At 71.3% G+C, this 12,042-nt stretch carries 9 protein-coding genes and 1 pseudogene; 5 read left to right on the forward strand and 5 right to left on the reverse strand.

Annotation, left to right across the window (positions count from 1 at the left end):
- Positions 1 to 51 precede the first annotated feature (51 nt).
- Positions 52 to 2,133, forward strand: a pseudogene (gene scpA, locus KV102_RS10625) (methylmalonyl-CoA mutase); the annotation flags it as partial.
- Positions 2,133 to 3,107 carry a methylmalonyl Co-A mutase-associated GTPase MeaB gene (gene meaB, locus KV102_RS10630; protein WP_220346152.1) on the forward strand — a complete coding sequence of 325 codons (975 nt, stop codon included), beginning with the start codon at positions 2,133 to 2,135 and terminating at the stop codon, positions 3,105 to 3,107. The pseudogene scpA and the gene meaB, both read left to right, overlap by 1 nt.
- A 105-nt stretch (positions 3,108 to 3,212) precedes the next feature.
- Here the strand turns inward: meaB and KV102_RS10635 are convergent, their stop codons facing one another.
- Positions 3,213 to 4,331 carry a citrate synthase 2 gene (locus tag KV102_RS10635; RefSeq protein ID WP_220343554.1) on the reverse strand — a complete coding sequence of 373 codons (1,119 nt, stop codon included), beginning with the start codon at positions 4,329 to 4,331 and terminating at the stop codon, positions 3,213 to 3,215.
- A 52-nt stretch (positions 4,332 to 4,383) separates the two neighbouring features.
- Here KV102_RS10635 and pdxH point away from each other — a divergent pair, with 52 nt between their 5' ends.
- Complete coding sequence (gene pdxH, locus KV102_RS10640; RefSeq protein WP_220346153.1) at positions 4,384 to 5,025, forward strand: pyridoxamine 5'-phosphate oxidase; 642 nt, start codon at positions 4,384 to 4,386, stop codon at positions 5,023 to 5,025.
- Between the two features lie 313 nt (positions 5,026 to 5,338).
- Positions 5,339 to 6,607: an MFS transporter gene (locus KV102_RS10645; protein ID WP_220346154.1), complete on the forward strand. Its 1,269-nt coding sequence runs from the start codon at positions 5,339 to 5,341 to the stop codon at positions 6,605 to 6,607.
- Here KV102_RS10645 and KV102_RS10650 read toward each other — a convergent pair whose 3' ends face one another.
- From KV102_RS10650 to KV102_RS10665, 4 genes are all read right to left on the reverse strand, one after another.
- Complete coding sequence (locus tag KV102_RS10650; RefSeq protein WP_220346155.1) at positions 6,608 to 7,231, reverse strand: PadR family transcriptional regulator; 624 nt, start codon at positions 7,229 to 7,231, stop codon at positions 6,608 to 6,610. It lies immediately after the preceding gene.
- A gap of 126 nt (positions 7,232 to 7,357) precedes the next feature.
- The gene (locus tag KV102_RS10655) at positions 7,358 to 8,974 is read right to left on the reverse strand and encodes a glycoside hydrolase family 13 protein (RefSeq protein ID WP_220346156.1); all 1,617 of its coding nucleotides are present in this window, start codon (positions 8,972 to 8,974) and stop codon (positions 7,358 to 7,360) included.
- Positions 8,975 to 9,044: 70 nt separating this feature from the next.
- Positions 9,045 to 9,797: a hypothetical protein gene (locus KV102_RS10660; protein WP_220346157.1), complete on the reverse strand. Its 753-nt coding sequence runs from the start codon at positions 9,795 to 9,797 to the stop codon at positions 9,045 to 9,047.
- 44 nt (positions 9,798 to 9,841) lie between these two features.
- Positions 9,842 to 11,188 carry a deoxyribodipyrimidine photo-lyase gene (locus KV102_RS10665; RefSeq protein ID WP_220346158.1) on the reverse strand — a complete coding sequence of 449 codons (1,347 nt, stop codon included), beginning with the start codon at positions 11,186 to 11,188 and terminating at the stop codon, positions 9,842 to 9,844.
- A gap of 54 nt (positions 11,189 to 11,242) precedes the next feature.
- Here KV102_RS10665 and KV102_RS10670 point away from each other — a divergent pair, with 54 nt between their 5' ends.
- Entirely contained in the window at positions 11,243 to 11,944 is a 702-nt protein-coding gene (locus KV102_RS10670) for a metal-dependent transcriptional regulator (protein ID WP_220346159.1), read from the forward strand.
- Positions 11,945 to 12,042: the final 98 nt, after the last annotated feature.

Raw genomic sequence — 12,042 nt, forward strand, 5'->3', positions numbered from 1 at the left:
TACGCGGCCGACCGTACGGCCTACGACCGCGCCGCCGATGGTGCCGAGCCCTGGCCTGCGCCCGAGGGCATCGACATCGCACCGCTCTACACGGGGGCCGACCTCCAGGGTCTGGACGCGCTCGACACCTACCCCGGCCTCGCACCGTTCCTGCGTGGTCCGTACCCGACGATGTACACCACCCAGCCGTGGACGATCCGCCAGTACGCGGGGTTCTCCACGGCGGAGGAGTCGAACGCCTTCTATCGGCGCAACCTTGCCGCGGGGCAGAAGGGCCTGTCCGTCGCCTTCGACCTCGCGACCCACCGCGGCTACGACTCGGACAACCCTCGCGTCGTGGGCGACGTGGGCATGGCCGGGGTCGCGATCGACTCGATCTACGACGCGCGCACCCTCTTCGAGGGCATCCCGCTGGACAAGATGAGCGTCTCGATGACGATGAACGGTGCGGTGCTCCCGGTGCTCGCGCTCTACATCGTGGCGGCCGAGGAGCAGGGGGTGAAGCCGGAGCAGCTCATGGGGACCATCCAGAACGACATCCTCAAGGAGTTCATGGTCCGCAACACATACATCTATCCGCCGGCGCCGTCGATGCGGATCATCTCCGACATCTTCGCCTACACCGCGCAGCGGATGCCGAAGTTCAACTCGATCTCGATCTCCGGCTACCACATCCAGGAGGCCGGAGCGACGAACGACCTCGAGCTCGCCTACACCCTGGCCGACGGTGTCGAGTACATCCGCGCGGGCCTCGACGTCGGGCTCGACATCGACGCGTTCGCGCCGCGGCTGTCGTTCTTCTGGGCGATCGGGATGAACTTCTTCATGGAGGTCGCCAAGCTCCGGGCCGCGCGCGCCCTCTGGTCACGGCTCGTCGCCCCGTTCGACCCGAAGAACCCCAAGTCGAGCTCGCTGCGGACCCACTCCCAGACGTCGGGGTGGTCGCTGACGGCGCAGGACGTGTTCAACAACGTGCAGCGGACGGCCATCGAGGCGATGGCGGCGACCCAGGGGCACACCCAGTCGCTGCACACCAACGCGCTCGACGAGGCGATCGCCCTGCCGACCGACTTCTCCGCGCGGATCGCCCGCAACACCCAGCTCCTGCTCCAGCAGGAGTCGGGCACCACGGCGACGATCGACCCGTGGGGCGGCTCCTACTACGTCGAGCGCCTCACCCATGACCTCGCCCGCCGTGCCTGGTCGCACATCGAGGAGGTCGAGCGGGCCGGCGGCATGGCCAAGGCCATCGAGGCCGGGATCCCCAAGATGCGCGTCGAGGAGGCTGCCGCCCGCACCCAGGCGCGGATCGACGCCGGGCACCAGGCCGTCATCGGCGTCAACACCTACCGCGTCGACACCGAGGAACCCTTCGAGGTCCTCAAGGTCGACAACCGCGCGGTCTACGCCGCGCAGGTCGCCAAGCTGGAGCGGCTGCGGGCCGAGCGTGACGACGACGAGGTCCGCCGTACGCTGCACGCCCTGACCGAGTCGGCGGGACGTGGGGCGAGCAAGGACGGCTCGCTCGACGGCAACCTCCTCGCGCTGGCCGTCGACGCCGCCCGGGCCAAGGCCACGGTGGGCGAGATCTCCGACGCGCTCGAGAAGGTCTACGGACGCCACAAGGCGGTCATCCGTACGATCTCTGGTGTGTACCGATCCGAGGCAGGCAAGGCCGAGAACGTCGAGCGCGTGATCGCGGCGACCGACGCCTTCGAGGAGGCCGAGGGACGACGTCCACGCATCCTGGTGGCCAAGATGGGCCAGGACGGGCACGACCGGGGCCAGAAGGTCATCGTCTCCGCCTTCGCCGACATGGGCTTCGACGTCGATGTGGGCCCGCTCTTCTCCACGCCGGAGGAGGTGGCGCAGCAGGCGGTCGACGCCGACGTCCACGTGGTGGGCGTCTCGTCCCTGGCTGCGGGCCACCTGACGCTCGTGCCGGCGCTCCGTGACGCGCTGGCCGAGCTGGGCCGCCCCGACGTCCTCGTGGTCGTGGGCGGCGTGATCCCGCCGGACGACGTGGAGACGCTCAAGCAGATGGGCGCGGCCTCGGTCTTCCTGCCGGGCACGGTCATCGCCGAGTCGGCGCTCGAGCTGCTGGACAAGCTCCGGGCGACGCTGCAGCACTGATGGTCGACGTCGTCGAGCTCGCTGACCGCGTACGCGCCGGGCAGCGTGCTGCGGTCGCGCGAGCCATCACCCTCGTCGAGTCTCGTCGACCCGACCACCGAGAGGCGGCACGGGAGCTGCTTGCGCTGCTCACCCCGCACTCGGGTGGCGCTGTCCGCGTGGGGATCTCGGGGGTCCCGGGGGTCGGGAAGTCGACGTTCATCGAGGCGCTGGGCACCCACCTGACCGCGACCGACCACAAGGTCGGGGTCCTCGCGGTGGACCCGTCGTCGGTGCGTACGGGGGGCTCGGTCCTCGGCGACAAGACGCGGATGCCGGAGCTCGCGGCGAGCCCCCGGGCGTACATCCGCCCCTCGCCGTCGGCCGGCACCCTCGGCGGCGTCGCGCGCGCGACGACCCAGGCGATCCTCGTGCTCGAGGCGGCCGGATTCGACGTGGTGCTCGTGGAGACGGTCGGCGTCGGGCAGTCGGAGGTGACCGTCGCCGGGATGGTCGACACATTCCTGTTCCTCACGCTCGCGCGGACCGGTGACCAGCTCCAGGGCATCAAGAAGGGCATCCTCGAGATCGCTGACGTCATCGCGGTCAACAAGGCCGACGGTGACCGTGAGCCGGAGGCACGCGTCGCTGCCCGCGACCTCGCCGGGGCGATCCGCCTCGTCCACGCCGGGACCACCGGGTGGGTCCCGCCGGTGCTGACCTGCTCCGGGCTCGAGGGCACGGAGGTGGACACGGTGTGGATGCGGGTGCTGAGGCACCGCGAGTTCCTCGGTGCCGGCGGCCTGCGCGACAAGCGGGCGGCGCAGCAGCTCGAGTTCATGTGGGCGCTGGTGCGCGACGAGCTCGAGCAACGGCTGCGGCGCTCGGAGGCCGTACGCGGGGTGCTCGACGAGGTCCGTGCCGAGGTGCTCTCCGGTGACATGCCCGCGACGAGTGCCGCGGACGCGATCCTGGCTGCGTACGACCGCCCCTGACCGCTTCCCGCATCCGCTGCGCCCCGTGATCCGACGGGTTGTGCACCGAGATCACGTGCCGATCCGGTGCGCAACCCGTCGGATCGGGGATGCACGAGGGGGAGGTCAGGCCCAGGCCGGGTCCCAGCCCTCGACGTCCTCCGGCTTGCGCGACGGCGGGCCGGTGTAGATAGCGGACGGACGGATCAGCCGCCCCGTGCGCTTCTGCTCGAGGATGTGCGCACTCCATCCGGCCGTGCGAGCGCACGTGAACATCGACGTGAACATGTGCGGCGGGATCTCGGCGAAGTCGAGGACGATCGCTGCCCAGAACTCGACGTTCGTCTCCAGCACCCGGTCCGGGCGGCGCTCGCGCAGCTCGGCGAGCGCGGCGTCCTCCAGCGCCTCGGCCACCGCGTACCGCGGGGCGTTGAGCTCGCGCGCGGTCCGGCGCAGGACACGGGCGCGCGGGTCCTCGGCGCGGTAGACGCGGTGGCCGAACCCCATCAGGCGTTCGCCGGCGTCGAGCAGGCCCTTGACATAGGTCCGCGCGTCGCCGGACTTCTCGACATCGCCGATCATGCCGAGCACGCGCGACGGCGCGCCGCCGTGCAGCGGACCCGACATCGCGCCGACGGCACCCGACAGCGCGGCAGCGACGTCGGCGCCGGTCGAGGCGATCACGCGTGCGGTGAACGTGGAGGCGTTCATGCCGTGCTCGGCGGCGGAGGCCCAGTAGGCGTCGATGGCCTTGACGTGAGCGGGGTTGGCCTCGCCGCGCCACCGGGTGAGGAACCGCTCGGTGATGGTGCTCGCCTTGTCGATCTCGGTCTGCGGGACCATCGGCTGACCGACGCCCCGTGCGGCCTGGGCGACGTACGACAGCACCATGACGGCCGTACGGGCGAGGTCGTCGCGAGCCTGCTCAGGATCGATGTCGTACAGCTGGCGGAGGCCCCAGGCGGGAGCGGTCAGTGCGATCGCGCTCTGGACATCCACCCGGATGTCACCCGAGTGCACAGGGATGGGGAAGGGCTCGGCGGGCGGGAGGCCCGGCTCGTACGTGCCGTCGACCAGGAGGCCCCAGATCTTCTCGAAGGGCACTCGCCCCACGAGGTCCTCGATGTCGACGCCGCGGTAGCGCAGCGCGGAGCCTTCCTTGTCCGGCTCGGCGATCTCTGTGGCGAAGGCGACGACGCCTTCGAGGCCCTCGTGGACCTTCACCGTCTCGGATGCGTCAGTCATGCCAGTCATTCTGCCCCGCCCGCGCAACGCCAGGTCTCGTAGGGTGCTGTCCATGGAGTCCCACGCGATCGCGGCACTGCGCGAGGAGTACGAGGCATCCGGACTGAGCGAGGCCGACGCCGGGCACGACCCGGTGTGGCTCTTCGGGACGTGGTTCGACCAGGCGGTCGCCTCGGGGATGCACGAGCCGAACGCGATGGCGCTGGCGACGGCGACGCCCGGTGCGCTGCCGTCGGTCCGGATCGTGCTCCTCAAGGGCTTCGACGCCGAGGGGGCGGTCTTCTACACCAACCGTGAGTCGCGCAAGGGCGACGACCTCGAGGGCAACCCGCACGCGGCGTTGGTGATGCTGTGGCACCCGTTGCAGCGGCAGGTCCGGATCGAGGGCTCGGTGACGCGGGTGTCTGACAGCGAGAGCGATGACTACTTCAGCTCACGGCCTCGGACGTCCCAGCTGGGCGCCGTCGCCTCCGACCAGTCGCGGGTGGTCGCCGACCGGGTTGCCCTCGAGCGGGCGTACGACGCGGCGGAGGTCTCGTACCCCGACGACGTGGCGCGTCCCATGTGGTGGGGCGGCTATCGCGTGTCCATCGACTCGATCGAGTTCTGGCAGGGACGCTCGGGCCGCATGCACGACCGGATCCGCTTCCGTGCCGTCGGTGGGCAATGGCTTCGCGAGCGTCTCGCGCCGTAGGCCGGGCAGAGGGCCGGGCCGCAGGAGGGTGAAGACAGGAACGACCCGCGGGGTTTGCGTGCCGAGCGGACTTTGCTCTCGGCCCCCGCGGGTCGGGTGGCTGCCTGGGATTCGCCGCACGGTGCTGGCGTTCCCACGGCACCGTGGCTAGCTGACAGCCACCTCACATGTCCTGAAGTCAATCATTCTTCGGACCACCTCCTTCCCGTGTACGGACGAGATTACGCCGCGCTCCCGCCCGGGCCAACCCCTTTCCCGGGCCGGTTCCAGAGGCGATCCCCAGGGTGATCCGCAGGGCGGGACAATCGTTCCCGTGACGGCACCACGGGGCGTAGGGCGGATCCTCACCGACATCCGTCCGCTCCGGGAGTCGGTCGACTACCGGCGTCTCTGGGTCGGCCACACGGTGTCTCAGCTGGGTCAGCAGATGGCGACGGTCACGGTCGCCTACCAGGTCTTCGTGATCACCGACTCTTCCTTCGCGGTCGGGGTCCTCGGGATCGTCGCCCTGGTCCCGTTGATCGTGCTCGGCCTGTACGGCGGGGCGCTGGTCGACCACTTCGACCGGCGGACGGTCGCGCTCGTGACCGCGGTCGGGCTCTGGGTGTGCACGGCGGTGCTGTTGGCGCAGGCGCTGGTGGGCCTCGAGTCGGTGGTCCTGCTGTACGCCGTGGTCGCGGTCCAGTCGGGTCTGTTCGCGGTGAACAGCCCGGCACGGTCCGCGATCATCCCGCGGCTGATCCCGGCGCACCTGCTCCCGGCGGCCAACGCGCTGAGCATGGCGGCGTACAACCTGGGCTTCACCGTGGGCCCGTTGGTCGGCGGTGTCGTGATCGCCTGGCTCGGGGTGGCGGCGACGTACGCGATCGACCTCGTGACGTTCACCGCCGCCGTCTACGCGTTGGTGCGCCTGCCGCCGATCCCGCCCCTCGAGGCGCCTCGGGGGGTGCCGGGCTTCCGGTCGGTGGTCGAGGGGATGGCGTGGTTGAGGCGGGCGCCGAACCTGCGCATGACGTTCGTCCTCGACCTGTGCGCGATGGTGCTGGCGCAGCCCCGGGCGCTGTTCCCCGCGCTCGCGCTGACGGTCTATGCGGGCGGGCCGTCGGCGCTCGGGCTGCTGCAGGCCGCGCCGGCGATCGGGTCCTTGGTGGCGTTCATGCTCTCGGGATGGGTCGGGCGCGTGCACCGTCACGGGGTCGCGATCGTGGTGGCCGTCGTCGCGTACGGGGTCGCCGTCGCGCTCGCGGGTGCGAGTGCGATCGGTGCGCCGGGGTTGATGTGGCTCGTGGTGACGATGCTGGCGTTCTCGGGATCGGCCGACATGGTGAGCGCGGCGTACCGGAGCACGATGCTCCAGCAGGCGGCCCCCGACGCGCTGCGGGGGAGGCTCCAGGGTCTGTTCACGGTCGTCGTCGCCGGCGGCCCGCGCCTCGGCGAGTTCCTGGCCGGATCGCTCGCCGAGATCACGACGATCGGGGTCGCGATGCTCTGCGGCGGAGTGGCGTGCGTCGTCGGGACGCTGGTGGCGGTCGCCCTCCAGCGGGGCTTCCTCACCTACGACGCACGCGACCCGTCGCCGTAGTCACTCGGCCAGCAGGCCGTAGAGCTGACGGCGCGCCTCGTCCAGGATCTGAGCGGCCCGCTCGCGCTGGTCGTCGCTGCCGTCCTCGCCCACCTGGCGGGCGGCCCGTACGAGCTTGCGTGCGCTGACGTGCAGCTCCTCCTGGGTCTGCGAGCCGGGTCGCCCGCTGTCCCAGGCCTGCGCGACCTCCGCGGCGTGATCGGCGAGGTAGGCGGCGCCGTCCTCGGTGATCTGGAACTGGGTGCCCTCCGCATCGACGGGCTCGACGAGGCCGTCCGCGGTCAGCCGTCGGAGCACGGGGTAGATGGACCCCGGGCTGGGCCGCCACCGTCCCTCGGTGCGCTCGGTGAAGGTGGTGATCAGGCCGTACCCGTTGGTCGGGCCGTCGGCCAGGACCGAGAGCGCGGCGAGGCGTACGGCGCCACGGCGGGCGCGGGGCCCGCCACGCCGGCGCTCGCCGAAGCCCGGTCCGAAGCCGGGGCCTGAGCCGGGGCCGAAGTCAGGGCCGAGTCCGGGACCATGGCCGTGACCGCGGCCGCGCGGGTCGCGACGACCTGGACGCGGTCGGCGACGCCCGGAGGTGGGATCGAAGGTCTCTCTGAGGTCGAAGTCTGGGTTTCGCACGAGGCATCCTCCTGTGGCAAGCGGTGGAGTATCGATGATAGAACGCGATATATCGTTACGCAATCGCGCACGCCGCAGCGCCTGCGTTCATCTCGATCGGCTCGACGAGGTGCTCGGCGAACGCCGTCAGGACAGGAACCAGGCCGCCGAGTCGGGAAGGAGCTGACCGGTGCCCTCGGCGAGCGCCGCGGAGAGCACGACCGGCGTGCCGAGATCGTCGACCGGATGGTCGCCCGTTCCGCAGTTGACGACGCACACCAGACCACGCGCACCGTCGACACCGTCACGCCGGAACGCGACCACGTCGTCACCGCGCTCCAGCATCTCGAAGGTCGTCGAGAGGCCGCCGACGAGCTCTCGACGTTGCTGCAGGGCGAACGTGAGGAAGTTCAGCGTCGAGTACGGGTCGCGGGTCTCGTGCTCGACGGTGTAATCACGGAACCAGTCTGGCTGCGGGATCCACGTGCGGACCTCCCCGGGTCCGCCGGGGGAGAAGCCGAACGGAGGCTCCGAGCCGGACCACGGCATCGGGACCCGGCAGCCGTCGCGGCCCACACCGCCGCCACGCAGCCAGGTCGGGTCCTGCCGGTCCTCGGGAGCCACGTCGACCTGGGGGAGGCCGAGCTCTTCGCCCTGGTAGACGTACGCGGACCCGGGCAGAGCCAGCATCGTCAACATCGCCGCCTTGGCCCGAGACAGCCCGAGGTCGCCGCCACCGTAGTGGGTGACCGTACGGACGACGTCGTGGTTGGAGAGCACCCACGTGGGGCTCGCGCCGACCGGGCCCACCGCGGCGTACGTCTCGTCCAGGACGCGTCGTAGCGCGGGCGCGGAGAAGGGAGTCGAGAGCCAGTGGAAGTTGAAGACCTGGTGCATCTCGTCAGGGCGGACGTAGTGCGCCATCGCCTCGGCCGAGCCGACCCACGCCTCACCGATCATCATCCGGTCACCGGGGTAGGAGTCGAGCACCGTGCGCCAGCCGCGGTAGACCTCGTGCACGCCCGGCTGGTTCCAGTAGGGGCGGTCCCACTCGGTCATCGTGGCGTCGAGCGTCTCGCCCGCGGGTCCGAGCCCTTCGACGTCGGGCATGCCGGACGCCTTGAAGAGGCCGTGCGCCACGTCGACGCGGAAGCCGTCCACGCCCCTGTCGAGCCAGAAGCGCAGCACCGACTCGAACTCCTCGCCGACCTCCGGGTGATCCCAGTTGAGGTCGGGCTGCCCGGCGTCGAACAGGTGGAGGTACCACTGGCCGTCCTCGACCCGGGTCCACGCCGGGCCGCCGAACACCGACTGCCAGTTGTTGGGCGGCAGCGAGCCGTCGGGTCCGCGGCCGTCCCGGAAGAGGTAGCGCTCTCGTGCCGAGCTGCCCCGGCCCGCCCGGAGGGCTTCCTGGAACCACGGGTGAGCCGAGGCCGTGTGGTTGGGCACGAGGTCGACGATGACCTTGAGACCGCGCTCGTGGGCGCCGGCGAGCATCTCGTCGAAGTCGGCGAGCGTGCCGAAGAGCGGGTCGACGTCGCGGTAGTCGGCCACGTCGTAGCCGTGGTCGGCCTGCGGCGAGCGGTAGAACGGCGTGAGCCACAGCGCGTCGACGTTGAGCTGCTCCAGGTAGTCGAGCCGAGAGGTGACGCCCAAGAGGTCGCCGACCCCGTCACCGTCGGCGTCGGCGAACGAGCGGACGTAGATCTCGTAGCAGACGGCGTTGCGCCACCATGGCACGACAGACTCTGAGGACTGGGTCACGAGTGGTTCCTCCGTGGGGGGCGGCGGTCGCGTCCGCGGCCCTCAGCGGTGCGAGCAGGGCACGACAAGTCTAGGCGGGTACGTGACGAGTCGGTCGGCGGAAGTCGGTGATGTCGATCGCGATCCAGGTCTGCTCCGCACGCGCGACGAGCGTCCCGTCGACGCCGTAGAGCGCGGTGCCGGTGCGGTGCTTGCGCCCGTCGACGCCGCGAAGCGTGCCCACGCTGACGTAGTCGTGCCCGGTGACGACGGGCGAGAGGATCTGACCGGTCATCCGCCCCAACACCATCGGGGTCCGGTCGATGTGTGCTGCCCAGCCGCCCGGGCAGTCGATCGCCGCCCAGACGACCTCCGTGCCGAGGCGGCCCTCGCCGTCGGCGAAGGCCGGGTGCGGCGTCCAGCTCGCCGCCACCGTGCCGGGGAACCCCGGGTCGTCGACCGGACCCGAGAACACGAGCAACCCGTCACCGGGCTTCCGCGCCGTCCCGCAGGTGAAGCAGTGCGGGAACGGATGCTCGACACGCCCCTCGTACGCCTCGCTCCCCAAGCGGGCGAGGACCTCCCCGACGAACGGCGCGGGATCCACGTCGAAGGCTCCTGCGACCGCGTCGGCCACCACTGTCGCGCCGTCGGAGAGCACCGACCGGTGCCCGTCGAAGGCGAGGTCCAGCGGGACGTCGAGCGGCGGCGGGACCCGCAGCGTCGACGTCACCACGGCGGCGCCGTGGTCGGCGACGGGGTGCGAGACCAGTCCGGCGACGTAGCCTCCGTTGCCGGAGCTGTCCGGTCCGTTGAACTGCCGCGAGATGGTCGTGGTCGTCATCGGGCCACGCTCTCATGCGGCGGCGCCCGTCGGACCAGGGCGGGTCAGCGGATCTCCTCGTACCTCCGCAGCGCCTCCCGGCGCTCTTCGGCGTGGTCGACCAGTGGCGGCGGATAGCTCGCCGGCGGGTCCGGGAGCAGCCAGGGTTCGTGCACCCACCGGGTCGAGACGTCGGCGAGCTCGGGAACCCACCGGCGTACGTAGGTGCCGTCTCGGTCGAACTTCTTCGCCTGGGTGACCGGGTTGAAGACCCGGAAGTAGGGCGCCGCGTCCGTGCCGCAGCCGGCCACCCACTGCCAGTTGTGCTGGTTGGAGGCGAGGTCGAAGTCGACGAGGTGCTCGGCGAAGTGGCGTGCGCCGTGCTGCCACGCCAGATGCAGGTCCTTCACCAGGAAGCTCGCCACGATCATCCGCACGCGGTTGTGCATCCACCCCTGCGCGAGCAGCTGCCGCATGCCCGCGTCCACGACCGGGATCCCCGTACGTCCCTCCTTCCACGCCTCGAGGTCGCCCGCGGGAGTGTCGTAGGCCATCGAGGCGAAGGCCGGCACCCACGGATCCCACGCCGAGTCCGGGCGCTGGTCGAGCACGTCGGCGTAGAACTCGCGGAACGCCAGCTCCCGACGGTACGCCTCGGAGCCTGGGCCACGTCCGAGCCCGGCGAGCAGGGTGCGGGGGTGGATCTCGCCCCACCGCAGGTGCACCGACATCCGTGAGGTGCGGTCGTCACCGGGAAGGTCCCGTTCGGTCGCGTAGTCGCCGAGGCCGTCGGCCACGAACTCGTCCCACCGCCGTCGGGCCGCGACCTCTCCTGGGACGGGGAGGGCGAGACCGTACGGCACCTCGGCGTCCGGGACCTCGACGGTGGGCGGGCCTGGCGACACCCACGCTGCGTCGTAGGGGTCTCGTGCGGGGGCCCGCCAACCGTGCTCGAGCCACGCGGCGTAGTAGGGGGTGAAGACCTGGTAGCGGCCCCCGTCGCGCCTGGTCACCCGGCCGGGAGCGACCGCGTACGGCGAGCCGGTACGGACGAGCGCGACGCCGTGCTCGCCGAGGGCGTCGGAGACCCGGGTGTCTCGGCGGCGTCCGTACGGCGTGTGGTCGCCCGCGACGTGCACGCTGGCCGCGCCGACCCGGCGGGCCACCCCGACCACCTCTCTCGCAGGGTCCCCGGCGACCACGTGGAGTCCCGTGGCGCCCAGTCGTCGGGAGAGGTCGCGCAGCGAGCCCGCGAGGTAGGCCCGTCTCGGCGGCGGGGCCGCGTCCCACAACCGCGGGTCCAGGACGAAGAGCGGGACGACGCCGTCGCCGCCGGCCTCCAACGCCGTCACGAGGGCCGGGTTGTCCCCGAGGCGGAGGTCTCGCCGGAACCACAGCACCGAGATCGGCATCCGCCCATCCTCGACGGTGCACGGGGTCTGTGCACGATCTGGAACAATAGGCGCGTGAGCGACCTGATCGACACCACCGAGATGTACCTGCGGACCATCTACGAGCTCGAGGAAGAGGGCATCGTCCCTCTGCGCGCGCGCATCGCCGAGCGTCTCCACCAGAGCGGGCCCACGGTCAGCCAGACGGTAGCGCGGATGGAGCGGGACGGGCTGCTCACCGTCGAGGGCGACCGCCACCTCGAGCTGTCCGACCAGGGGCGCGCGCTCGCCACGCGGGTGATGCGCAAGCACCGCCTCGCCGAGCGCCTCCTGACCGACATCATCGGGCTCGAGATCGAGTACGTGCACGAGGAGGCGTGCCGTTGGGAGCACGTCATCTCCGAGCAGGTCGAGCGCAAGCTGGTCCGACTGCTCGAGCACCCGACCGAGTCGCCGTACGGCACGCCCATCCCCGGGCTGGGCGAGCTGGACGAGGCGGCGGTGCAGGCCGAGGCGTTCCTCGGGGCCGGCGTGATGCACCTGACGGCGACCCTGGCGGCCAACGGTGATGCGTCGCGGCTCGTGGTGCGACGCATCGGCGAGGAGCTGCAGAAGGACACGACCGCGATGTCGGTCCTGCGTCGCGTCGGTGTGCTCCCCGGCAACGACGTTCTCGTGTCCTCGGCGCCCGACGGCGGTGTCGTCGTCGCGCGGGGCGGCGAGACGGCGGAGATCGACGCGGACGCCGCCAGCCACATCTTCGTCACGCGGCCGTGAGCGTCGCCCCCGGCTCCGACTCCTCCCGGCGTCGTGCCCGCGACGCTCGGACTCGCGGGCTGCCGGGCCGATGGTGCAGGGTGCTCATGAGGTCGGCG

Origin of the sequence: Mumia sp. zg.B53, assembly GCF_019550935.1 — a bacterium.
In the GTDB taxonomy this organism is placed as follows: Bacteria; Actinomycetota; Actinomycetes; order Propionibacteriales; family Nocardioidaceae; genus Mumia.

Excerpts from the sequence above, each read along its gene's own strand:
- KV102_RS10635 (WP_220343554.1), bottom strand. The coding sequence starts at position 4,331 with ATGACTGACGCATCCGAGACGGTGAAGGTCCACGAGGGCCTCGAAGGC.
- KV102_RS10660 (WP_220346157.1), bottom strand. The coding sequence starts at position 9,797 with ATGACGACCACGACCATCTCGCGGCAGTTCAACGGACCGGACAGCTCC.
- pdxH (WP_220346153.1), top strand. The coding sequence starts at position 4,384 with ATGGAGTCCCACGCGATCGCGGCACTGCGCGAGGAGTACGAGGCATCC.
- KV102_RS10665 (WP_220346158.1), bottom strand. The coding sequence starts at position 11,188 with ATGCCGATCTCGGTGCTGTGGTTCCGGCGAGACCTCCGCCTCGGGGAC.
- meaB (WP_220346152.1), top strand. The coding sequence starts at position 2,133 with ATGGTCGACGTCGTCGAGCTCGCTGACCGCGTACGCGCCGGGCAGCGT.